The sequence below is a fragment of the Cohnella sp. 56 genome (assembly GCF_037963805.1).
In the GTDB taxonomy this organism is placed as follows: Bacteria; Bacillota; Bacilli; order Paenibacillales; family Paenibacillaceae; genus Cohnella.
In genome coordinates this window covers 632,655-655,296 of the sequence record NZ_JAZDQE010000001.1, presented here as the reverse complement: position 1 = coordinate 655,296, position 22,642 = coordinate 632,655, and the positions used below count along the sequence as shown (strand labels likewise).

Here is a 22,642-nt window from a genome sequence, read left to right as displayed (position 1 = left end):
TGCGGCGCCTGTGCTACAGGGGCGAGACCTTCACGCGGTCCAGCAGCCGCTCGCAGACGGACAGGTCGAGCTCGCCCGCCCTGTCGGTCATGGCAGCAGCTGCAGCGGCTGCCGCCGCCAAGCGAAGCCGCTCCTCGGCCGGCAGCCCCTGCTCGTCGGCATAGGCCATCCCGGCGACGAAGGCGTCGCCGCAGCCGACGGTACTGACTGCCGCGACGGCCGGCGCGATGACGCGGTACAAGACGCCGTCCATGCAGGCGACGGCGCCCCGGCTCCCCTGCGTCGCGCACACCTGGCGCACGCCCCGGCCATGCAGCATCGCTGCGGTCTGCGCCAGCAGCGCCCCCTCAATACGCTTGCGGCCGACCAGCCGGGCGAGCTCCTCTTCGTTCGGCTTGATCAGATCCGGCCGCGCTCCGATGCCGAGCGCCAGCGCTTCGCCGCTCGCGTCCAGGTAGACGCGCGCCCCCGCTGATGCCGCGATGCCGACAAGCTCCGCGTACAAGTCCGCCGGCGTACCTGCGGGCAAGCTGCCGGACAAGACGACGACGCTCGCCTGGGCGCCCAGCCGGCCGATGACGTCCTTGACCTCCGCGAGCGCAGCTTCCCCAACCGCCGGTCCCTCCTCCAGCAGCTCCGTCGAGCCGCCGCTCGTCTCGTCGACGATGTTGAGGCAGGTGCGGGACTCGCCCGGGATACGCACGAAGGCGGTGCGGATGCCTCTCGCCGCGAGCCGCTCCTCGATGAAGGCGCCCGCGCCTCCCGCCGCGAACCCGGTCGCGACCGCTTCGCCGCCGAGCAGCCGGACGATCTTGGCGACATTGTTTCCTTTTCCCCCGGGCTCGGCGATCTGCTGTCTGACCCGCTGCACGGCGCCCGCCGCGAACCCGGACACATAGTAGGTTTTGTCGACGGCGGCATTCAACGTGACCGTGACGATCACACCGCCTCACCGCCCCGTCCGGCGCAGCCGCACAGCGTTATCTTGTCGAGCGCCAGACGCTTGACCGCTTCCTTGGCCGGCACCATGTACTTGCGGGGATCGTTCTCCCCCGGACGCTCCTCGAATACGCGCCTGATGGCTTCCGAGAACGCGATGCGCAGCTCGGTGGCGATGTTCATCTTCGCCATGCCGAGTCCGACTGCCCGCCTGACCTGGTCGGCCGGGATGCCGGAGCCGCCGTGCAGCACCAGCGGGACGTCGACGCTGCCGGCGATGCGGGCGATCCGGTCGAAGTCGATATCCGGGTCGCCCTTGTAAATGCCGTGCGCGGTGCCGATGGCCGGCGCCAGCGTGTCGACCCCCGTGCGCGCGACGAACGCCACGCATTCCTCCGGGTCCGCCAGCAGCGCGTCGCGCGTCTCGACCACGATGTCGTCCTCCACGCCGCCCACCTTGCCGAGCTCGGCCTCTACGTTGACGCCGACCGCCGCGGCAACCGAGATGACGCTGGCCGTGCGCGCCACGTTATCCTCGTACGGATGCATCGACGCGTCGATCATGACGGAGGTATATCCCGCGCGGATACATCTGACGATGACGTTGTAATCTGTGCAATGGTCGAGATGGAGTCCGATCGGCAGGCGCGTCCGGCTCGCGGCCACACCGGCCGCGGCGGCGATGTAGTCGGCGCCCAGATGCTGTACGGTGCCTACGGTCGTCTGGATAATGAGCGGGGCGTCGCTCTCGATGGCGGCATCCACGACCGCCTGCATCATCTCGAGCGTATGAACGTTAAAAGCCGCTACGGCGTACCCGTGTTTTCTCGCGTGGCGCAGCATCGCCGTCGTCGAAGTTAGAGGCATGACTGGTCCCTCCCGGCCTGCTTGAATGATGTTTGCGTTCGCTTGCGTGTGGGTCTCCATGACGTTATGTCTTTAATATAGAGAACTACTATGATTTTTTCAATCATTAAATGATTGTAATTGTCATTTTATTAAATTATTATGATCGTATAATTCACAATATGGAGGTTTGCTCTCATGAGCTTGACTTACCGGGAGATCAAGCAGCAATATGCGGCATTGCGCCGAACCTACGAATATATGCTAAGCGAGCGGGAACGGATTGAAGCGTTTGTAAAGGAGCTCGGGCCTGCCTCGCTGACCTTTATCGGGTGCGGCTCCAGCTATTGTCTCTGCGAGTCGGCCGCTTTGTCTGTCCGGCTCCGCGCGGGGATGACTGCGCAGGCATTCGCGGGCGGCGACATGCTATTGAACGGCGAACGCTACCGCTCAGCGCTGACGGGCACCCTGCTGGTCGCGCCGTCCCGATCCGGCAGCACGACAGAGATCGTCGAGGCCGTCCGGCAGCTGCGCTGCGCGGGGCATGTCCCGCTGCTGGCCATCTCCTGCGTCGCAGGCTCCCCGCTGTCGGCGGAGGCCGATCTGGCGCTGGAGCTGCCCTGGGCATTCGACGCCAGCGTCTGCCAGACCCGCACAGTGATCAATCTGTATGCGGCCAACCTGCTGATCGCCGCCTTCCTCGGCGGCGACGAAGCGCTGGTCGCATCGATCGATGCGGCCATTGGGGATGGCGAAGCGTTCATGGCGCGGACCGAGCCGCGTATCCGCCAGGCGGCGGGGTTCGATTGGACGCAGACAGTCGTGCTGGCCGACGGCGAGCTGAAGGGCCTCGCGAGCGAGGGCGCGATCGCGCTGACCGAGATCGCAGCCGTGCAGGCCCAGTCGTATCATCTGCTCGACGTCCGCCACGGGCCGATGGTCGTCGTCGGGCCGGACACGCTCGTCATCGCGGCCATATCCGGCGACGGCGGCGGGGCGCGGCACGGAGCAGAGGGCAGGGCGAACCATCGGCACAATCTGCTTCGCGATCTGAAGCGCAGGGGCGCGTCCGTCATCGTCTACGCCGACGAGGCCGACGCCGAGGCAGCGGCGCTTGCGGACTATGCCGCCTTCTCCAGCCGGCCGCTCGATCCTGCGGCGCAGGGTATCCCGTTTCTCTTTCTGCCGCAGATCGCCGCGCTCAGCCGCGCCGAACGCAAGGGCATCGACCCCGACAGCCCGGACGGCCTGGTCGCCTGGGTCGAGCTCTGAAGCGGACGAGTCGCGGGCCGAAGAAGCTCCGATTGGAGCTTCTTTTGTCATTCGGGCCAGTCGGAGGGCAAAAGTAGTCCTATCCGAGACTGCCTTGCGGGGTGGCGATGCGCCGGCGGGCCAAAGTAGTCCTATCCGAGACTACTTGCGGGGTGGCGATGCGACGGAGGGCCAAAGTAGTCCTATCCGAGACTTATTGCGGGGTGGCGATGCGCCGGAGAGCGAAAGTAGTCCTATCCGAGACTGCTTACGGGGTGTCGATGCGCCGGAGAGCCAAAGTAATCCTATCCGAGACTGCTTGCAGGGTGTCGATGCGCCGGAGGGCGAAAGTAGTCCTATCCGAGACTTCTTACGGGGTGGCGATGCGCCGGAGAGCCAAAGTAGTCCTATCCGAGACTGCTTGCGGGGTTTCGTTGCACCAGAGAGCCAAAGTAGTCCTATCCGAGACTGCTTGCGGAGTGGCGATGCGCCGGAGGGCAAAAGTAGTCTTATCCGAGACTGCTTGCGGGGTGTCGATACGACGGAGAGCCAAAGTAGTCCTATCCGAGACTGCTTGCGGGGTGTCGTTGCGCCGGAGGGCAAAAGTAGTCTTATCCGAGACTTCTTGCGGAGTGTCGATGCGCCGGAGGGCAAAAGTAGTCTTATCCGAGACTACTTGCGGGGTGTCGATGCACCAGAGGGCCAAAGTAGTCCTATCCGAGACTGCTTACGGGGTGTCGTTGCGCCGGCGGGCCAAAGTAGTCCTATCCGAGACTACTTGCGGGGTGGCGATGCGACGGAGGGCAAAAGTAGTCCTATCCGAGACTGCTTGCGGGGTGTCGATACGACGGAGGGCATAAGTAGTCCTATCCGAGACTGCTTGCGGGGTGTCGTTGCGCCGGCGGGCCAAAGTAGTCCTATCCGAGACTTATTGCGGGGTGGCGATGCGCCGGCGGGCAAAAGTAGTCCTATCCGAGACTTCTTGCGGAGTGTCGATGCGCCGAAGGGCAAAAGTAGTCCTATCCGAGACTGCTTGGGGGGTGTCGATGCGCCCGGGGGCGAAAGTAGTCCTATCCGAGACTTCTTGCGGGGTGGCGATGCGCCGGAGAGCCAAAGTGGCTTTGGTGGTTATACGCAAAAAAAGAGCTGTCCCAGCCAGCATGAATAGCCCGCCGGGACAACCCCTGTCCAAATCCACTTACCTATGCGCTGTAAATCTGCGGATTCTGCCGCCTGCATTCTTCCATCACCCACATCTGCTGACGCACCTGCTCCGGCGTGATCTCCAGCGGCGCACCCTCCGTCAGCGAGCGGTGCAGCATCAGGTACAGCTTCTCGGTCATATAGCCGAACAAGCTCTGGCCTGCGGGCAGCGCCATCGACCAGGAATCGCTATGCCAGGTCAGTTCCTCGTTGCAGTATGCCGGCAGCCCCGCCGCATTGAACAGCGGCTCCTTCACGAGCTGCTGCACCGGCGCTTCCTCGGACTTGAAGTACTTCCACTCCAGATGATCCGGGCTGCCGTGCAGGCCGCCGTTCGTGCCTTGAATATTGAAGGAATCCTGCGGATAGGCGCAGCAGGACGAGATCTCGATATCGATGGTCGGACGGCCGGGCCCCCGCATGAGCAGCTTGACGTAGTCCTCCGCATCCCCGAACGTATTGGCCCGGTCCATGATGCACGTAATCTGCGGCAGCGTGTCGGTGCCGAACAGCTGGAGCGCCTGATCGACCGGATGCGGGCCCGTATTCATCAGGTTGCCGCCGTTGTTGCTCTGAAGCGTCTGCCAGTCCCAGCGCCGCGCGAACCCGTTCATGTCGAAGCTCACCTGCACGATGCGTCCGAGTACGCCTGACTCGATCACCTGGCGGATCTGCTGGAACGCGGGATGGTACCTGGACTGCTGGAAGACGGCGAGCAGCTTGCCCGACCGCTTGGAAGCTTCGATCAGCTGATCGACCTCGTCGGGGGTTTTGGCCAGCGGCTTCTCGCACAGCACGTTGAAGCCCCGCTTCAGCAGCTCGAGCGTGATCGGAAAATGCTGATGGCTCGGCGACGCGTTGACGACCAGATCGAGCTGCTCGCTCGCCGCCATCTCTTCCCATGTTCCGTACGTGTTGCAGCCGTATTCCTCTCTGGCGCGCGTCTGACGCTCGGGGATGGAATCGGCGATCGCGACGATGCGGTATTGGTCGGGGAGCCGCACGAGCAGGCTGCCGTGAATGTCGCGGCCGCTGCGGCCTTGTCCGATGATGCCGACCTTCAATGGGGTTGCGTTCATATGTTTACCCTCTCTCTTCCGTTTCGGCCATGTCGCCGAATGCTTTTTTGTAGTCCGTAGGCGTGATGCCCGTACGCTTCTTGAAGGTGCGGATAAAGTGGCTCAGGTGGCGGTAGCCGACCTGGAATCCGATCTGCGTGATCGTCAGCGACTGGCGCCGGATCAGCTCCTTGGCCCGCTCGATGCGAATCTCGTTCACGTAGTCGATGAACGATTGTCCCGTCACCTGCTTGAACATATGGCTGAAATAAGCCGGCGCCATATTCGCGATATAAGCGCCGTGCTCGAGCGGGATATCCTGGCTGTAATTGTCGTGGACGTACCGGCGCGCCTGCTCGATCGGCTCCCGGCCTTCCGATTCGGACCGCCGGCTCGGCTTGCGCTGGATGGCCCGGTATTCGCGGTCCGCCACCATCAGCAGCTTGAGCAGGGCCAGCCGGATCGCGTACTCGTAGCCGACTTCCTTGTGCTCGTACTCGTCCTGCAAATCTTGAAGCAGCTGCACGACGAGCGGCTGCCGATGCTTGCCGACATGCAGCCAGGCATGCGGCGCCGAAGCCGGTCCCGGTGTCAGATATCTCCTCAGCGCATCCTCCATCGGCCCCAGCTGGCCCTCCAGCAGCTCCGGCGAGAAGTCCGTCAGAATCAGCTCGAACGGCTGGTCCTCGATCGCGCTGATGCTGTGACCCGTGCCCGGCGCGATGATGAACAGATCGCCCTGGCTGACCGTCAGCGACTTGCCGAGCATCTGGTGGTTGCACATCCCTCTGCGGACATAGGCGATCTGGACGTAGTCGTGCATGTGCAGGCTCTGCTTCAGGAGCGGGCTGGAGTATCGGAATATTTTAAATGGAAAATCCCTGTTCAGCTGCGTCCGGCTCTGATAATACGGAATCTCCAAGTCTTCGCTCATGAAACCACCACCTGTCGTTAGGCCGAAGCGATGAGTCTGCGAACCACCTCGAAGTCATGTTCCAGCCGCTCGTACGCCGGGAACGGCGCATGACATTCCAGCGTCACCCAATCCGAATAACCGGTCTCGCGCAGCGCATCGAACAGCGGCTTGTGATCGGCTCCGCCTTCGCCCAGACGGCTCTGCAGGAACAGCTCCCGGCCGTGGCGGGTCGTGCTCGCGAACGTGCCGGGCGCGCCCAGCTCTGCGACGCGGAGCTCATCCTTCACATGGACATGCATCAGATGGCGTCCCAGCTGCAGGACGGACTCGCGGCCGTAATCGGTATCTGTAATGTACATATTGCCCGCATCGTGGATCATTCCAATATTGTCGCTCTCGATCATGCCGAGCAGGCGCAGGCTGCTGTCCACCGTCTCGACGAGCGAGTCGTTATGGATCTCCACGAGGATGTTCACCTGATGCTTCTTGGCTTCCTCCGCGAACAAGTTCATCCAGTATGCAGCCTTTGCGTAGTGATAATCCTGCGCCATGAAGGCATTGGGCCCGCCGGGAAAGACGCGGATCATGCCCGTACCCAGCACGCCCGCAATCTCGAGCAGCCGCTTGAACTCGTCGAGAAAGCTCTTCGCCTCACTGTCGCTTGCGTCGGAGAAGCCGCCGATGTAGCTGGCCAGCACGGGGATTGGGAGCGCCAGACTGTCGGAGAGCGCCTTGACCTCCCTGACTCTCGCCATGCTGCTGGACGGGGAGATATGAGGCTCGCGCGCCGCGATCTCGATCCCGTCCATACCAAGCTTCTTCGTCAGATGCATCGCTTCCTGTATGCTGTACTCGATCAATACGCCGCTGAATGCCGCGAATTTCATTGTCGTTCCCCCTGTTCTGTATGAAAACGCCCATCGCTCGCCCGACCGTGCTCGTCCCGATAGACGCGCTCGCCCGCCTTGACGGTCTCTTCGATGCGAAGCTCGCCGCCGGCGCTGCGGAACAATACGAAGTCCGCCGGCGCGCCTGCGGACAATCCCGCCGCCGCAGGCAGCCCCATGAATCCGGCCGGCCGGACCGACGCCATGTCCCACGCGTCCGCCAGGCTCGCGATGCCGCGGTCCGTCATCTGCCGGATGCCCCACAGCAGCATCTGCGCCGATCCGGCCAGCAGCCGCTCCTGCTCCGCCAGATGGAGCCGGCCTTGCGGCGTCAGGACGACGCGGCCGCCGATATGCGTCGTATATTCGCCGGGTGGCATGCCGCTCAGGTACACGGCGTCGCTGACGAGCATCGCCTTCGGTCCCTTCACCTTGAGGACGACCTGCAGCACCTGGTCCGGCACATGGAAGCCGTCCGCGATCAGGCAGCTCCACAGTTCGTCCTGGGCCAGCTGCTCCCAGAGGTAGTTCGGATGGCGGGGCAGCATCAGATGGGCGCCGTTGCCGAAGTGCGTCGACATACGCGCGCCGCTCGCGACCGCTTCCCTGATCTGCTCCGGCGTGGCCGCCGTATGGCCGATGGAGACGGTGACGCCGTTGTCCGTGCAGCGGCGGATGAAGCCGGCGCTGCCCTCCCATTCCGGGGACAGCGTGAGGATGGCGATACGCCCGCCCGCCGCCTCCTGCCATCTGCAGAACAGCTCCCAGTCGGGCGCCCGCACATAGTCCAGGCTGTGCGCGCCCCTCGCGCCGTCCTCGGGCGAGATGAACGGCCCTTCCAGATGGATGCCCGCGATGCCTGCGGCCGCGGCCGCATCCCGCTCGCAGGCTTCGGCGATCGCCGCGAGTTGAGTCGCGATCGCCTTCGAGTCGTTCGTGACGACGGTCGGATAGCTGCCGGTCACGCCCTCCCGCCACAGCTCGCGCACGACCGTCCCGGGCAGCTCGGGCGAGATCGGCAGCCGGTTGAAGTCGTAGCCGGCGAAGCCGTTGATCTGCAGATCGATCAGGCCCGGCGCCGCGTACGGCAGCGCGTCCCGCTCCGGAGAATCGGCCTCGGCGGGTACGATCCGCGCGATTCTCCCCGCCTTGACTTCGATCGCCACAGGCTCTCCCGTGCGATAGTGGAGCGCCTTGACGATCATCGTCCCGCCTCCCCGAACGCATCGAGATCCACGTACAGCGTGCAGTCCGGATGCCGCCGGAGAATCGTGGACGGACAAGCCGTCGCGACCGGCTCGCTCAGCGTCCGGGCGACCGCCTGCCGCTTGGTGGGACCGGGGACGCCGCAGAACAGATGCGCGCCGGCGAGCAGCGCCGGCACCGTCAGCGTCAGCGCATGGGTCGGCACGGCGTCCAGACTGGAAAAGCAGCCGTCGTTCACCTGCTGCCGCCTGCACGCCTCGTCGAGCTCGACCGGCTTGATCAGCTGCGGGTCTGCGAAGTCGGCGACCGGCGGATCGTTGAACGCGATATGCCCGTTCTCCCCGATCCCGAGGCAGACGATATCGATCGGCTCCGCGCCGAGCAGCGCCGCATACCGGCGGCATTCCGCATTGCTGTCGCCCGTGCTGTCGATCAGATGGACGGTACCCGGCTTCACCTTGTCGAACAGTCTGCCCTGCAGATATCGCCCGAAGGCTTGAGGAGCGCCCGCAGGCAGCCCGAGATATTCATCCATATGAAAAGCAGTGATGCGGGACCAATCGATATCCGGATCCGCTGCAAGCGCATCCAGCGTTTCGTTCTGCGACGGGGCTGCCGCGAAAACCATGCGGATCGTCCGCTTCGTCGCGAGCAGCCCTTTGATTCTGGCGGCGACGTCCGCCCCGGCCGCCGCGCCCATCTCGCCGCGGGTTCGATACACCCGGACCTTCAGATCGTCCGCCGATTGCTGTCTCACCGGCTGCTGCATGATCGCCATGTCTTATCCCTCCTCCGGTTGCTCACCGATCCGAATCTCCGCCCCGCGGCGGGCGCTCTCGTAGATCGCTTCGACGAGTCTGACGGCCCGCCAGCCGTCCTCGCCGGAGCTGAGCGGTGCCGTGCCCGTCTCGATCGCAGCGATGACGTCGAGGAACTGGCTCTGATGGAACTCCGCGACGATGCTCATCGGATCGGATACGCCGCCATAAGCTTCCTCCTGCGACCAGTGTGGCTTCTCCCAGCCGGGTACGGACCAGCGCACGACCGAGGTGCCTTCCAGCTCGATGGACCCTTCTTCGCCGTAGAGCGAGATGGTGGCCGGGTAGCCCGGCCGCACGCTGGTCGATCCCATCACCGTGCCGTATGCGCCGCTGTCGAACTGCAGGATCGCCAGGCCCAGATCTTCGGCTTCCATACGATGCGTGAGCGTGGCGGTCTTGCCGAATACGGCGCGCACGTCTCCGGCGAACCAGAGCAGCAGGTCCAGGCTGTGGATGCCCTGATTCATCAGGACGCCGCCGTCCTCGGCGATCGTCCCCCGCCATTCGGCGCTGTCGTAGTAGTCCTGGCTGCGGTAGTAGGGCAGCTTCATCTCCGCCAGCAGCAGCTTGCCGAGCGCTCCCTCGTCGAGCACCCGCTTGATCAGCTGGTTGTTCGCCTCGAATCTCCGCTGCGAGACGGACGAGAGCGTGAGCCCGCGCCGGCTGGCCGTATCCGCCAGGAGCCGCGCATCCCGCGCGTTCATGGCCATCGGCTTTTCGACGATCAGATGCTTGCCGGCATTCAGCACGTCGAGGCCGATGGCCGCATGGCTGCCGCTCGAGGTGGTCACGCAGACGATATCGATGTCGTCGCGGCTGAGCAGGTCGCGGTAGTCGGTGACCCAGTCGCAGCCTTCCCGCTCCGCGACCGCTCTTGCCCGGCTCCCGCTTCTGCTGGAGACGGCGACCAGGCTCGCGTCCTCAATCTGCCGGATGGCTTCGACATGCCTGTCCGCGACGGCGCCGCAGCCGATAATGCCGAATCTCCACTGCGCCATCTCTATACCTCCTTCGCCAGCGCGCGCAGCGCCTCGAGCGTCATCCGGGTCCCCGTCATCCGGCTCCCGTCTGTGGGCACATAGTGCGTCTCGATCGTGAACAGCCCCTCATACCCGTCCGCCGCGAGCGCCCTAAGCTGCGCGATGACCGGCACGTCGCCCGATCCGAGCGGCACGCAGCGCGCCGTACCGTCCGGACCGAAGCAAGCATCCTTCAGATGCACATGGGCGGCGTAGGGCCTGATCGTCTCATACCCGAGCGGATACGCCTCCTTGCCCGCATGCGCCTCGTTGCCCGGGTCCCATAGCGCGCGCAGTGCCGGCGAATCGACGGCCCGGACGAGATCCGCGACCTCGCGCGCCGACCCGCCGTTGCACGAAGACTCGTTTTCCAGCAGCAGCTCGACTCCCGCCTCCTGCGCAATCCCGGCCGCCCGCCGCAGATGTCCGGCGATCTCCTCGGCATAGCGCTCGGGGTGCCGCTCGCGCCAGAAGGAGAAAATCCGGATACGCTTCGTGCCCAACAAATTTGCGAGCTCGATGACGCGCGACAGCTTCGCGAAGTGGGCCTCGACGCTCTCCTCCTGCTGTCCGAACGTGTCCCCGGTCGCGACCGGGCGCGCGGGGTCCAGCGCACACTTGAATACCGGCGAAGCGATCGCCGATATGAACAATCCTCTCGCCTCCGCCTGACGGCGAACCTCCGCCGCCTGCTCGTCGCTAAGGCTCGCTGCGTTCCGCCCGTCTATGACGCGCACCTCCACATGCGCCAGCCCTTGCTCCGCCGCCCAATCGAGCGCTTCCTCGTAATGGTCGGACACTTCATCCGTCAGCACGCCTAATCTGCCTGTGAACACTCGCAACGGCTCCCTTCCCTTTGCGCCTTCTCTCCCCCTACTATAGCAACTTCGCAAGGCCAGAAGTTGACGTATTTTACGAAGGATTTTTACATTTTTTTAGGATAAGTAGACTGCAAACTCTCCCCGATGCGGCGCTGCCCTGCACTTTTGCAGAATAGAAGTCTTTCAATCGATACGGCGGCACGGTCCTCCTTGCTGCCGGGCAACAGTGCGGGTTAGCGGCCTCGTCAAAGGCATCTCGTCCGACTGGCCATGAGCGGGCCCGCGTAATGAAAAGGACCGCCCGGGAAAAAATCGTTCCCTGGCGATCCCCATAAATCAAAAGCCCCCGGCTCGTGAGGGCCGAGGGCATCGCGCATGCTGAAAACGTGTCAAGAGTGACGGCCGGGCGGTCCGCCGCCCGACGCGTTCGTACTACAGCTGGTGCTTGAAGACGACGATGATATCCCTCGAGGCGCCCTGGCCCTGGCTCGTATCGAAGCAGGACACCAGCTCCCAGCCTTCGTAGCCGTACCGGTTCAGCTCGTCCTGGAACTCCTGCTCGTCTACCTTGCCGCCGAGCCAGCCGCCCGTCTTGTACTTAAGTGTGCAATACTCCCACTTCGTCCCCATCCGCGCCGCTCCTCTCCGATCCGTGCTCAGGCTTGCTGTTCGCCGAAAAACATCTCGTGCGCGAGCGACGTCTGCACACGCGACTCCTCGTCCGTGAGCTTGCGCACCAGCTCCATCTCGACCTCGGTCACTTCTTCTCCCTGGAAGTTAATCTCTGCGATCGAGGCGACGATGCGGACGATCGCGACCGCCCGGTTGTCCGGCGCGTACGCGATGACCTTTTGCCCTGTCGGGAAGACGCGGAACTGCTTTTTCACCATCTTGCCCCGCCCGTATTCGAGCAGCTCGTACAGCTCTTGCTCGGACTTGAATTTGCACACTGAGTTGAACTCCGTCTGGAAGCCCATCTGCATCCCTCCGACCATTGGCTTGTGCTGCTATTATAAACCGGCAAGGCCTGCTAATGAAAGTAAGCGGCGCCGCTCCAATGAAATCAGCGCGACAAGCCGGACAAAAAAGCGTACTCCCTGACCGCCAGAGGCAAGGATGCGATCCGGGCCTGGTTCGTCCAGCCGGCGGCCGAGAGCGCGGCGGCCCGCAAACTGCTCAGCGAGAGGCTGGCATCGCCTGCACTACGAGAGGCGATGCCTCACTCCGGGCGTCTCATCCGCCCATCGCCTGCACCTCGAGAGGCGATGCCTCACTCCGGGCACCTCATCCGCCCATCGCCTGCACTACGAGAGGCGATGCGTTGCTCCGGGCGCCTCATCCGCCCATCGCCTGCACCACGAGAGGCGATGCCTCACTCCGGGCGCCTCATCCGCCCATCGCCTGCACTACGAGAGGCGATGCCTTGCTCCGGGCGCCTCATACGCCCATCGCCTGCACCACGAGAGGCGATGCCTCACTCCGGGCGCCCACTCCGCCCATCGCCTGTACTACGAGAGGCGATGCCTTGCTCCGGGCGCCTCATCCGCCCATCGCCTGCACCACGAGAGGCGATGCCTCACTCCGGGCACCCACTCCGCCCATCGCCTGTACTACGAGAGGCGATGCCTTGCTCCGGGCGCCTCATCCGCCCATCGCCTGCACTACGAGAGGCGATGCCTCACTCCGGGCGCCTCATCCGCCCATCGCCTGCACTACGAGAGGCGATGCCTCACTCCGGGCGCCCACTCCGCCCATCGCCTGCACCACGAGAGGCGATGCCTTGCCCCGGGCGCCCACTCCGCCCATCGCCTGCACTACGAGAGGCGATGCGTTGCTCCGGGCGCCTCATCCGCCCATCGCCTGCACCACGAGAGGCGATGCCTCACTCCGGGCGCCTCATCCGCCCATCGCCTGCACCACGAGAGGCGATGCCTCACTCCGGGCGCCTCATCCGCCCATCGCCTGCACCACGAGAGGCGATGCCTCACTCCGGGCACCCCGTCCGCCCATCGCCTGGACTACGAGAGACGATGCCTCACTCCGGGCGCCCCATTCGCCCATCTCCTGCACCTCGAGAGGCGATGCCTCACTCCGGGCGCCCATTATGCACATCAAAAAGACCGGCATCTGGGCTCGTCCGAAAACGAAGCGCAAAGTCCGGTCTAAAAATTTAAGATGTGTAGTTGTAATAATGTCTGGCGCGTGGTATAATGAGAAATGGTACTTATAAGACATCCAGTCACAAACTTCCTACTTCAGGATAGCACATATTTTACCGGATGTCAATTCCGTTATTCTACACCGTTCCGCCCAGCACTTTTACCGGATGGAGGAATGTGCCTTGACGATGGATACCGATTCGCCTGTAGTCGACTTCAGCAATGACGACGATCTGAAGGTGCCCGCAGGCATTCGAATGGATGACCCGGTCCGCATGTACTTGAAGGAGATCGGCCGCGTACCGCTGCTCACGGCGGACGAGGAGATCGAGCTCGCGCACCGGATCGAGGACGGCGACGAGATTGCCAAGCAGCGGCTGGCCGAAGCGAATCTGCGGCTGGTCGTCAGCATAGCGAGACGATATGTCGGACGCGGCATGCTCTTCCTGGATCTGATCCAGGAGGGCAATATGGGCCTGATCAAGGCTGTAGAGAAGTTCGATTACCGCAAAGGATTCCGCTTCAGCACCTACGCGACCTGGTGGATTCGCCAGGCGATCACCCGCAGCATCGCCGATCACGCGCGGACGATCCGGATTCCCGTGCATATGGTCGAGACGATCAACAAGCTCGTCCGCATCTCCCGCCAGCTCCTGCAGGAGCTCGGCCGCGAGCCGACGCCCGAGGAGATCGCGCAGGCGATGGACATCACGATCGACAAGGTCCGGGAGATCATGAAGATCTCGCAGGAGCCCGTGTCGCTCGAGATGCCGATCGGCGAGGAGAACGATTCCCGCCTCGGCGAGTTCATCGAGGATCAGGATGCGCCCGAGCCCGCCGACGCCGCCGCGTTCGAGCTGATGCGCGAGCAGCTCAAGGAGGTGCTCGACACGCTCACCGAGCGCGAGGAGAGCGTGCTCCGTCTGCGCTTCGGCCTGGACGACGGCCATACGCGGACGCTCGAGGAAGTCGGCAAAGCGTTCGGCGTCACCCGCGAGCGCATCCGGCAGATTGAGGCCAAGGCGCTGCGCAAGCTGCGGCATCCGAGCCGCAGCCGCAGGCTGAAGGATTTCCTCGAATAAAGGAGGCGCCAAGCGATGGCAAGCGGATTTGTCATTCGATGTCTGGACTGCGGCCTCGAGAAGCGCGTCGAAGCAGGCCGCCGCGCGTACCGCAACGAAGAGATCACGTTCGGCACGGACAACTACGGCGCGGACCAGATCTCCTGCGAGTGCGGCAATGCGCTCGAGGAGACGAGCAGGTTCGCGAACGGGAAGTTCGGCGGAGAGTTCATCGTAGAGTGGCGCGACGTCGCCAAGCCGCGGGCATGAGCGTATATGAGGCAACAAGACGGGACGAAGCTGAATCGCTTCGTCCCGTCTTGTGTGTACGGCTGTATGCGCATGCGGACCGCCTGATGCCGCGCACGGCCGGCCTATCAGCCGCCGTAATCGATCAGCTGCTTCTCCGCGTGGCGGGCGATCGCGAGCTCGATCAGCGTGTCGAGCAGCTCGCGGTAGGAGACGCCCGTCTCCTGCCAGAGCAGCGGGTACATGCTGAACGGCGTGAAGCCGGGCATCGTATTCACCTCGTTGATGAACAGCGCGCCGTCGCTCCTGCGCATGAAGAAGTCCGCGCGGCACAGCCCCGTGCCGTCGATCGCGAGGAAGGCGCGGACCGCCATCTCGCGGACGGACAGCGACGTCTCCTCGGCGATGTCCGCCGGTATGATCATCGCGGACTTGCCGTCGATATACTTGGCCTTGTAATCGTAAAATTCATTGGAGCTGACGATCTCGCCCGCGACGGATGCGCGGGGCTCGTCGTTGCCGAGGACGGCGACCTCGATCTCGCGGGCGTCCACGAACTGCTCGACGATGACCTTGCGGTCGTAGCGGAGCGCCTCCTCGACGGCGGCGATCAGCTCCTCGCGGTTCCTCGCCTTGGAGATGCCGACGCTGGAGCCGAGGTTGGCCGGCTTCACGAAGCTCGGATAGCCTATGCCCTCCTCTATGCCGTCCAAGATCGCCTCCCGCTCCTTGTTCCAGTTGAACCGCGTGAAAAAGCGGTACCCGACCTGCGGCAGGCCTGCCGCCGCAAACATCGTCTTCATCGCGGCTTTGTCCATGCCGACGGACGAAGCGAGCACGCCCGCGCCGACGTATGGCAGGTTCGCCATCTCGAACAGCCCCTGAATCGTGCCGTCCTCACCGAAGGTGCCGTGCAGCAGCGGGAATACGACGTCCACGGAGCCGATGCCGCCGCTCTCTCCGCCGGCGGCAAGCGCCCTCTCCGACATGCCCTGCATGAGCGGCAGCAGCGACGAGTCGGAGGCGGGCGCCTCCTCCGGGTCCGCCGCGCGCGGCTCGAACTGCAGCTCGGCGACCGCCGCCGGCGACGCCTCAAGCAGCGGGCCCGAACGCCAGCGGCCTTCCTTGGTAATATAGAAAGGAATCAGTTCATACTTGTCATAATCAAATGCCTTCAGCACCGCGAGCGCGGTCTGCAGCGACACCTCATGCTCTCCCGACCGGCCGCCGTAGACGAGTCCGACCCGAATCTTGTGTCCAGTTCCCATTTGTCAGCTTGACCTCCGCCTTGTTCGACTGCCTTAGCCTTGGATGATGCGCCCTCCGGTTAAAAGAAATCCGCGATATGATAGAAGCGATACCGGGTATTCTCCGTCCAGGCGTAGGAATCGCGGTAATCCCAGTACCTGTGCCTGCTCGGCACAGTGTTGGCATTGACCAGCGGCATGCCTTCGGGTGTCATCGCCGTCACGATCGTATTGTGCCGGAACTGCCCGTTGCCGTCCCAATCGTAGCAGATGACGTCGCCCGGAGCGAGCTGCGCGGGGCTCTCGACGCGCTCCGCGCGCAATTCGCTCCCGCGCGGCTGGCTCAGATAGTGCTGCAAGCTATTCGCGACCGCCCAACTGTAGCTCCACCGCTCCTGGCCGCCCGACAGGCCCTGATACCACCAGCCCGCTTCTCTTTTCCCAGTATAGTTCATAGGCGCGCCCCCTGCAAAGAGACACTGCGACACGTAATTGGTGCAATTCACCTCGAACGTCTCGTAGGACGGGTTGCCCGCGTCCCACCACAGATCCGCGTAGGCGACGGCCTCCGCACGGTTGTACGGCGCGCCGCGCGCGGCCGTGCCGCCGTACGGATTGGACCACGGCAGCGTCGCGGCGCCTTGCGTGGCTGCGAACCCGCTGCGCCCGGGAGCATATGGTAGCGACGGCGCCACCGGCCACGCCGCCGCCTCATCGAAGGCGCCGAGCAGCGAGGCGGACGAGCGCTCGTCGCCCAGCGGCTCCGCGCGGTCGAGCCGCCATACGCCGCCGAAGGGCACCAGCCGGATCCGCTCGCGTTCGATCCGCTCCTCCGTATAGGCGTGTGCGCCGAAGCCGCAGGCTCTGACGAGCCGCATGCGCAGCTCGACGTTCGCCTCCTTGTCCGTCGCGCTCCAGCGGACGATATGGGCGCGGATCTCCCCGCGCCGCGGCGCGGCCGAAGCCGGCGCATCGCGCCGCCGGAGCGCACGCGACCGCCTCTCGAGCCTGTAGCGGTGCGTCTCGTCGCCGATGCGCCCCAGCGCCTCGGGCGAACGCCTCAGATCCGCTTCGTTGACCGCCTCCACATATTCGACCAGCGCCGTTTTAATTGCTTCATTTAATTCAGGCACCGGGCATCCCTCCCGTACGGCACAGATAGCATCGGTACATGTATATGACGGATTGGCACAGACTAGTCACATATTCTCTTTACTGTGCGCGGGGTTGGCGCTATAATAATGAGGAAGGTTTAATTTTGAAATCGGGTTTCATACAGCGAAACAAACGGAGAATGCATTCATCTCCTCGCTTTGTTCTGCCGAGATCCGTGCAATCTTATCTAGGAGGCCGATTATTTTGTCCACCCTACCGTACAACGTACAGGCAGACCTGCAGGCCACGGGCAACACGTACCGTTACTACAACCTGCAAGGTCTGGAAGAGCAAGGCCTGGGTCCCGTATCCAAGCTGCCTTTCTCGATGAAAGTACTGCTCGAAGCCGCCGTCCGTCAATTCGACGGCCGCGCCATCACGCTCGAGCACGTCAAGCAAATCGCCAATTGGGCGAACGGCCGCGAAGATAAGGAAGTTCCGTTCATCCCCGCCCGCATCGTACTGCAGGACTTCACCGGCGTGCCGGTCGTCGTCGACCTCGCCGCGATGCGCGAGACCGTGAAGCAAGCCGGCGGCGATCCGAAGAGCATCAACCCGCTCGTACCGGTCGATCTGGTCATCGACCACTCCGTCATGGTCGACGCGTTCGGCACCGCTGACGCCCTGAAGACCAACATGGATCTCGAATTCGAGCGCAACGAAGAGCGCTACCGCTTCCTGCGCTGGGCGCAGACGGCGTTCGATAACTTCCGCGCCGTACCTCCGGCTACCGGCATCGTTCACCAGGTTAACCTGGAGTACCTGGCCTCCGTCGCCGCGACCAAGACCAAAGACGGCGTCACCGAAGTATACCCAGACTCCCTCGTCGGCACGGATTCCCACACGACGATGATCAACGGCCTGGGCGTCGTAGGCTGGGGCGTCGGCGGCATCGAAGCCGAAGCCGGCATGCTCGGCCAGCCGCTGTACTTCGTCATGCCCGAAGTCATCGGCTTCCGCCTGACCGGCAGCCTGGCCGAAGGCGCGACGGCGACCGACCTCGCGCTGACCGTCACCCAGATCCTCCGCAAGAAGGGCGTCGTCGGCAAGTTCGTCGAGTTCTTCGGTCCCGGCCTGTCCAACATCAGCCTGGCCGACCGCGCGACAGTCGCCAACATGGCGCCGGAGTATGGCGCGACGATCGGCTTCTTCCCGGTCGACAGCGAGACGCTGAACTATCTGCGCCTGACCGGCCGCGACGAGAAGCAGATCGAGCTCGTCGAAGCTTACTACAAGGCGCAAGGCATGTTCCGTACGGACGACACGCCGGACCCGACGTTCACGGACATCATCGAGCTCGACCTCTCCACCATCGTGCCTAGCCTCGCAGGTCCGAAGCGTCCGCAGGACCGCGTAGAGCTGACGGCGATGAAGGAAGAGTTCAACAGCATCATCCGTACGCCGATCGACAAGGGCGGCTACGGCCTCTCCGACGAGAAGATCGCGCAGACCGCGCCGGTCAAGCACCGCAACGGCCAGGCGAGCACGCTCACGACGGGCGCCGTCGTCATCGCTGCGATCACGAGCTGCACGAACACGTCCAATCCGAGCGTCATGATCGGCGCCGGCCTCGTCGCCAAAAAAGCCGTCGAGCGCGGCCTGACCAAGCCGGCGTATGTCAAGAGCTCGCTGACTCCGGGTTCGCTCGTCGTTACCGACTACCTGGTGAAGGCCGGCGTGCTTCCTTATCTGGAGAAGCTTGGCTTCTACGTCGCCGGCTACGGCTGCGCGACCTGTATCGGCAACTCCGGCCCGCTGCCGGACGAAGTCAGCCAAGCGATCGCGGACAACGACATGACCGTCGCCGCCGTCCTCTCGGGCAACCGGAACTTCGAGGGCCGCGTCCACGCGCAGGTCAAGGCAAACTATCTCGCTTCGCCGCCGCTCGTCATCGCCTATGCGCTGGCCGGTACGGTCAACATCGACCTCGCGAACGATCCGATCGGCTACGACCCGAACAACGTGCCGGTCTACCTGAAGGATATCTGGCCGACCAACGAAGAGATCCAGCAGGCCGTCGCAGCTTCGCTCGATCCCGAGATGTTCCGCAAGAAGTTCGAGAACGTCTTTACGCAAAACGAGCAGTGGAACAAAATCCCTGTGCCTGAAGGCGAGCTGTACGAGTGGGACGACAAGTCGACCTACATCGCCAACCCGCCGTTCTTCACCGATCTGAGCGACCAGCCGGGCGACATCGGCGACATCAAGCGCGCCAATGTGCTGGCCTTGCTCAGCGATTCGGTCACGACGGACCACATCTCTCCTGCGGGCAACATTAAGGTCGACAGCCCTGCGGGCGAGTATCTGATCAAGCATGGCGTCGACAAGAAGGACTTCAACTCGTACGGCTCCCGTCGCGGCAACCACGAAGTCATGATGCGCGGCACGTTCGCCAACATCCGGATTCGCAACCAGGTTGCGCCGGGCACCGAGGGCGGCGTGACGACGTATCTGCCGACGGGCGAGATCATGTCGATCTACGACGCGTCGATGAAGTACCAGAAGAGCAAGACGAACCTGGTCGTCATCGCCGGCAAGGAATACGGCACCGGCTCCTCGCGCGACTGGGCGGCCAAGGGCACGTTCCTGCTGGGCGTCAAGGCGGTCATCGCCGAGAGCTTCGAGCGTATCCACCGCTCCAACCTCGTGGGCATGGGCGTCCTGCCGCTCCAGTTCCAACCGGGCAACGGCTGGAAGACGCTGGGCATCAGCGGCCACGAGAAGTTCGATATCGAAGGCCTGTCGAACGACGTGCAGCCGGGCCAGACGGTCACTGTCACCGCGACGCGCGAAGACGGCACGACGTTCTCCTTCCCGGTCATCGTCCGTCTCGACTCGATGGTCGACGTCGACTACTACCGCAACAGCGGTATCCTGCAGACCGTACTGCGCCAGATGATCGCGAACCAATAATTCGTTTTAGCAGTCAAGCCGTATCCCGGGGTCGCTCCCGGCGATGCGGCTTTTTCTGATGGCGGCGGATTGGGTGGGGATGCGGGAGGTTGGGCCGGGCTGCGCGGCTCATGCGAGTCTGTTATTGGGAAACGCTAAGCGTATGCGCTATAATGAGGGACGGAGGTGACGATCGCGATGCCAACTGAGAGTAAGCGTGGATTTATCCGGCGTTATCGAGCGGCGATCATCATCGCGCTGCTAGCGATTATCGTTATCGTCGCCAGCAACTGGTCGCTGCCCTACGTGCTGTACGGACCGGGCTCGGCCGAGCCGGTGCATCCGCGTGTGGAGACGGACCACAAGGTCGATCAGAAGGGCGCGCTGCTCTTCACGACCGTATCGTCCTATTCCAAGCCGAATGTTTTTTCCATTATATATGCATGGTTGAACCCGAGAATGGATATCGAGACGCAGGCCAAGGCGACCGGCGGAACCGTCAATCTGGGCGCCTATCGCAACCTGATGGCCTGGATGCGCGACAGCTCCGAAGCTAATGCCCTGCTCGCCGCCTATACGGCCATGAACAAGAAGATCGACGTCAAGGAACAGGGAGTCATCGTCAACTCGTTCATCAAGGAGACGAAGGCGCGCGAGCACGGTCTGCAGGAAGGCGACATCATCAACATGGTAGACGGTCAAAAGGCGAACAATGCGGAGACGCTCAGCAAGTACCTCTCGTCCAAGAAAGTTGGCGACAGCGTCAAGCTGAAGGGCACCCGCGGCGGCAAAGCCTTCGAGGCCGATGTGCCGCTGATCAAGATGCCGGGCACGGACAAGCCGGGCATCGGCTTCAACAACCAGACCGTGCTGAAGGTGACGCCGCCGGACAAGGTCAAGTTCGACTTCGAGGACACGGGCGGCCCCTCCGCCGGTCTCATGATGACGCTGGAGATCATCTCCCAACTCCAGAACAAGGATCTGACCAAGGGCTACCGTATCGCAGGCACGGGCACGATCGCGGCGGACGGGAGCGTCGGACTCATCGGCGGCATCCAGTACAAGCTTATGGCGGCGGATCGGGAAAAAGTGGACTACTTCCTCGTGCCGTACACGCGCGTAGCCGCCGACCACTGGCAGGACAACGAGAAGATCGCACCCAAGGATGCGATCAACGCGGTGCTGAACGGCTTCGGCAACTGGAGTCTGGCCCAGCAGACCGTCGCCGACCTCAAGCTCAGCCCCAAGCTCGTGCCGGTCTCCTCGCTCCAGGATGCGCTGGACTTCCTCAACGGGCTGGAGCCGAAAAAGGACGCGAGCACGGCTGGCGGCAGCGCTGAACCGAGCGCGAAGGCTTCCTGAAGCGATGCGATGTGACGGCGAGGCTCGACGATGTGACAGTGAGGCCCCGGCGATGTGACGGCGTGGCCCCGGCGATTCGGCAGCTAGGGCGCCGCGCTGTGCGACGCGGGGATCTTCTTCGCTGCGAGCGGCCTCCCTCGGCTGAACTGGGCTGGCTGCAGCGAGTTATGCGATAGTGCCGCACAACGGCGTCGCTTATCGACATTTCTGCCGGAGATACACGGTACTATCGCACAACGGCGTCGCTTATCGGCATTTTTGCCGGAGATACACGGTACCATCGCACAACGGCACGGCTTATCGGCATTTTTGCCGGAGATACACGGTACTATCGCATAACGACACCGCATATCGGCATTTTTGCCGGAGATACACGGTACTATCGCACAACGGCACGGCTTATCGGCATTTTTGCCGGAGATACACGGTACTATCGCACAACGGCACGGCTTATCGGCATTTTTGCCGGAGATACACGGTACTATCGCACAACGGCACGGCTTATCGGCATTTTCGCCGGAGATACACGGTACTATCGCACAACTCGCTCGAACAAGCGCGTTGACTGACGAAATGCACTAATAATTAAGAGGGCTTCACAGCGTCATATTGATGACGGCGTGAAGCCCTCTTTCTGCGCGTCTAAGGCCGCGATCAATCCAACAGCGCACCCATGCGCTTCGCGGCGCCAATGATCGCAGGCGCCCGCTCGCTCATGACGTCGGGCGTCAGCCGGTTGGACGGCCCGGAGACGGCCAGCGCCGCGAACAGCTTGCCCGAGCGGCCGAAGATCGGCGCCGCAATCGCGGCGGCGCCCGGCTCCCGCTCCTCGAAGCTCGTCGCATACCCCTCGGCGGCGACCTCGTCCAGCTGCCGCTCGTAGGCGGCGTCTCTGAGCCCCGCGGGCCAGGCCGGATCGTTCAACAGCGCCGATCTCGTATCGCTGTCCGCGAACGCCAGCAGCACCTTGCTCGAGGCGCCGACGGACAGCGGCAGACGAACGCCGACCTGCGCCACCCGCCGGATCGCCTGCCTGCTCTGCACGGCCTGAATCCGGACCCGCTCCAGCCGGTCGCGAATGTACAGACTGACGGTTTCCCCCAGCTGGTCCCTCAGCTTCTCCATCTCGCCGATGAGACCGATCGTCGGATCGTCCGCCCTTGCGAAGTGCGCGGACAGCTCCAGAATCCGAAGCCCCAGCCTGTATTTTTCCGTCGCTTCGTCTCTCATGACAAAGCCTCTCTCCTCCAGCGTGGCGAGCAGGCGGTGCACGGTGCTCTTGTGCAGCCCGCACTTCGCGGCCAGCTCCGTCAGGCTCCATTCGCTCCCCGTGGTGAACACGAGCAGTATGTCGAGCGCACGCTCGACGGCGCGCACGGTTTTCTTTTCCTCTTCCACAAGCGCCCCTCCGTTTCACACCATGAAACCTTGTTACGCTTAGTATAACCCCTACGCGTCTTCTCGTAAATCTCCAAACCTAGTATTACAGAACGATTACATAAGGCTAACAATTCGCCAAAGTCCGTTGACGCTTTAGGCCGCAAGCACTA

General features: G+C 63.4%; 19 protein-coding genes. 5 read left to right on the top strand and 14 right to left on the bottom strand.

Going from position 1 to position 22,642, the window contains the following annotated elements; translation table 11 throughout:
- Nucleotides 1–13 precede the first annotated feature (13 nt).
- Together VQ071_RS02635 and VQ071_RS02630 are read right to left on the bottom strand one after the other, a co-directional pair.
- The gene (locus tag VQ071_RS02635; RefSeq protein ID WP_340512287.1) at nucleotides 14–943 is read right to left on the bottom strand and encodes a 1-phosphofructokinase family hexose kinase; all 930 of its coding nucleotides are present in this window, start codon (nucleotides 941–943) and stop codon (nucleotides 14–16) included.
- Nucleotides 940–1,806, bottom strand: a complete 867-nt coding sequence (locus tag VQ071_RS02630; RefSeq protein WP_340512286.1) for a class II fructose-bisphosphate aldolase — start codon at nucleotides 1,804–1,806, stop codon at nucleotides 940–942. Before VQ071_RS02630 ends, VQ071_RS02635 begins: the two co-directional genes overlap by 4 nt.
- A gap of 177 nt (nucleotides 1,807–1,983) precedes the next feature.
- Here VQ071_RS02630 and VQ071_RS02625 point away from each other — a divergent pair, with 177 nt between their 5' ends.
- Nucleotides 1,984–3,057: an SIS domain-containing protein gene (locus VQ071_RS02625; protein WP_340512285.1), complete on the top strand. Its 1,074-nt coding sequence runs from the start codon at nucleotides 1,984–1,986 to the stop codon at nucleotides 3,055–3,057.
- Between the two features lie 1,181 nt (nucleotides 3,058–4,238).
- Here the strand turns inward: VQ071_RS02625 and VQ071_RS02620 are convergent.
- The 9 genes from VQ071_RS02620 to VQ071_RS02580 form a co-directional block, all read right to left on the bottom strand.
- The gene (locus tag VQ071_RS02620) at nucleotides 4,239–5,318 is read right to left on the bottom strand and encodes a Gfo/Idh/MocA family protein (protein ID WP_340512284.1); all 1,080 of its coding nucleotides are present in this window, start codon (nucleotides 5,316–5,318) and stop codon (nucleotides 4,239–4,241) included.
- A gap of 4 nt (nucleotides 5,319–5,322) precedes the next feature.
- Nucleotides 5,323–6,231, bottom strand: a complete 909-nt coding sequence (locus VQ071_RS02615) for a helix-turn-helix domain-containing protein (RefSeq protein ID WP_340512283.1) — start codon at nucleotides 6,229–6,231, stop codon at nucleotides 5,323–5,325.
- 17 nt (nucleotides 6,232–6,248) lie between these two features.
- Nucleotides 6,249–7,100 carry a sugar phosphate isomerase/epimerase family protein gene (locus VQ071_RS02610; protein WP_340512282.1) on the bottom strand — a complete coding sequence of 284 codons (852 nt, stop codon included), beginning with the start codon at nucleotides 7,098–7,100 and terminating at the stop codon, nucleotides 6,249–6,251.
- Complete coding sequence (locus VQ071_RS02605; protein WP_340512281.1) at nucleotides 7,097–8,305, bottom strand: N-acetylglucosamine-6-phosphate deacetylase; 1,209 nt, start codon at nucleotides 8,303–8,305, stop codon at nucleotides 7,097–7,099. Before VQ071_RS02605 ends, VQ071_RS02610 begins: the two co-directional genes overlap by 4 nt.
- Nucleotides 8,302–9,084, bottom strand: coding sequence for a glucosamine-6-phosphate deaminase (locus tag VQ071_RS02600; protein WP_340512280.1), 783 nt, complete (start codon nucleotides 9,082–9,084; stop codon nucleotides 8,302–8,304). The genes VQ071_RS02605 and VQ071_RS02600 overlap by 4 nt, the downstream gene beginning before the upstream one ends.
- 3 nt (nucleotides 9,085–9,087) lie before the next feature.
- Nucleotides 9,088–10,125, bottom strand: a complete 1,038-nt coding sequence (locus tag VQ071_RS02595; RefSeq protein ID WP_340512279.1) for a Gfo/Idh/MocA family protein — start codon at nucleotides 10,123–10,125, stop codon at nucleotides 9,088–9,090.
- A 2-nt stretch (nucleotides 10,126–10,127) separates the two neighbouring features.
- Nucleotides 10,128–10,982, bottom strand: coding sequence for a sugar phosphate isomerase/epimerase family protein (locus VQ071_RS02590; protein WP_340512278.1), 855 nt, complete (start codon nucleotides 10,980–10,982; stop codon nucleotides 10,128–10,130).
- Between the two features lie 417 nt (nucleotides 10,983–11,399).
- Nucleotides 11,400–11,597: a DUF4177 domain-containing protein gene (locus VQ071_RS02585; protein ID WP_340512277.1), complete on the bottom strand. Its 198-nt coding sequence runs from the start codon at nucleotides 11,595–11,597 to the stop codon at nucleotides 11,400–11,402.
- A 26-nt stretch (nucleotides 11,598–11,623) separates the two neighbouring features.
- A complete protein-coding gene (locus tag VQ071_RS02580) occupies nucleotides 11,624–11,944 on the bottom strand; it encodes a hypothetical protein (RefSeq protein WP_340512276.1) in 321 nt (106 codons plus the stop codon).
- Nucleotides 11,945–13,314: 1,370 nt separating this feature from the next.
- On the opposite strand from VQ071_RS02580, the gene rpoD reads away from it, so the two are divergent.
- The gene (rpoD, locus tag VQ071_RS02575; RefSeq protein ID WP_340512381.1) at nucleotides 13,315–14,208 is read left to right on the top strand and encodes an RNA polymerase sigma factor RpoD; all 894 of its coding nucleotides are present in this window, start codon (nucleotides 13,315–13,317) and stop codon (nucleotides 14,206–14,208) included.
- A 15-nt stretch (nucleotides 14,209–14,223) separates the two neighbouring features.
- Complete coding sequence (locus VQ071_RS02570; RefSeq protein WP_340512275.1) at nucleotides 14,224–14,457, top strand: hypothetical protein; 234 nt, start codon at nucleotides 14,224–14,226, stop codon at nucleotides 14,455–14,457.
- A gap of 107 nt (nucleotides 14,458–14,564) precedes the next feature.
- On the opposite strand, the gene VQ071_RS02565 is transcribed toward VQ071_RS02570, so the two are convergent.
- Nucleotides 14,565–15,704 (bottom strand): D-alanine--D-alanine ligase, encoded by a 1,140-nt coding sequence (locus tag VQ071_RS02565; RefSeq protein ID WP_340512274.1) that lies wholly within the window; start codon nucleotides 15,702–15,704, stop codon nucleotides 14,565–14,567.
- A gap of 59 nt (nucleotides 15,705–15,763) precedes the next feature.
- Nucleotides 15,764–16,816 carry an amidase domain-containing protein gene (locus VQ071_RS02560; RefSeq protein ID WP_340512273.1) on the bottom strand — a complete coding sequence of 351 codons (1,053 nt, stop codon included), beginning with the start codon at nucleotides 16,814–16,816 and terminating at the stop codon, nucleotides 15,764–15,766.
- 220 nt (nucleotides 16,817–17,036) lie between these two features.
- Here VQ071_RS02560 and acnA point away from each other — a divergent pair, with 220 nt between their 5' ends.
- Together acnA and VQ071_RS02550 are read left to right on the top strand one after the other, a co-directional pair.
- Nucleotides 17,037–19,751, top strand: a complete 2,715-nt coding sequence (gene acnA / locus VQ071_RS02555) for an aconitate hydratase AcnA (protein WP_340512380.1) — start codon at nucleotides 17,037–17,039, stop codon at nucleotides 19,749–19,751.
- 177 nt (nucleotides 19,752–19,928) lie between these two features.
- Nucleotides 19,929–21,092, top strand: coding sequence for a SepM family pheromone-processing serine protease (locus VQ071_RS02550; RefSeq protein WP_340512272.1), 1,164 nt, complete (start codon nucleotides 19,929–19,931; stop codon nucleotides 21,090–21,092).
- Between the two features lie 654 nt (nucleotides 21,093–21,746).
- Here VQ071_RS02550 and VQ071_RS02545 read toward each other — a convergent pair.
- Nucleotides 21,747–22,490, bottom strand: coding sequence for an IclR family transcriptional regulator (locus VQ071_RS02545; RefSeq protein ID WP_340512271.1), 744 nt, complete (start codon nucleotides 22,488–22,490; stop codon nucleotides 21,747–21,749).
- Nucleotides 22,491–22,642 lie beyond the last annotated feature (152 nt).

Coding starts and splice junctions, on each gene's coding strand:
- VQ071_RS02630 (WP_340512286.1), bottom strand. CDS start 1,806: ATGCCTCTAACTTCGACGACGGCGATGCTGCGCCACGCGAGAAAACAC.
- VQ071_RS02625 (WP_340512285.1), top strand. CDS start 1,984: ATGAGCTTGACTTACCGGGAGATCAAGCAGCAATATGCGGCATTGCGC.
- VQ071_RS02620 (WP_340512284.1), bottom strand. CDS start 5,318: ATGAACGCAACCCCATTGAAGGTCGGCATCATCGGACAAGGCCGCAGC.
- VQ071_RS02615 (WP_340512283.1), bottom strand. CDS start 6,231: ATGAGCGAAGACTTGGAGATTCCGTATTATCAGAGCCGGACGCAGCTG.
- VQ071_RS02610 (WP_340512282.1), bottom strand. CDS start 7,100: ATGAAATTCGCGGCATTCAGCGGCGTATTGATCGAGTACAGCATACAG.
- VQ071_RS02605 (WP_340512281.1), bottom strand. CDS start 8,305: ATGATCGTCAAGGCGCTCCACTATCGCACGGGAGAGCCTGTGGCGATC.
- VQ071_RS02600 (WP_340512280.1), bottom strand. CDS start 9,084: ATGGCGATCATGCAGCAGCCGGTGAGACAGCAATCGGCGGACGATCTG.
- VQ071_RS02595 (WP_340512279.1), bottom strand. CDS start 10,125: ATGGCGCAGTGGAGATTCGGCATTATCGGCTGCGGCGCCGTCGCGGAC.
- VQ071_RS02585 (WP_340512277.1), bottom strand. CDS start 11,597: ATGGGGACGAAGTGGGAGTATTGCACACTTAAGTACAAGACGGGCGGC.
- VQ071_RS02580 (WP_340512276.1), bottom strand. CDS start 11,944: ATGGGCTTCCAGACGGAGTTCAACTCAGTGTGCAAATTCAAGTCCGAG.
- rpoD (WP_340512381.1), top strand. CDS start 13,315: ATGGATACCGATTCGCCTGTAGTCGACTTCAGCAATGACGACGATCTG.
- VQ071_RS02570 (WP_340512275.1), top strand. CDS start 14,224: ATGGCAAGCGGATTTGTCATTCGATGTCTGGACTGCGGCCTCGAGAAG.
- VQ071_RS02565 (WP_340512274.1), bottom strand. CDS start 15,704: ATGGGAACTGGACACAAGATTCGGGTCGGACTCGTCTACGGCGGCCGG.
- VQ071_RS02550 (WP_340512272.1), top strand. CDS start 19,929: ATGCCAACTGAGAGTAAGCGTGGATTTATCCGGCGTTATCGAGCGGCG.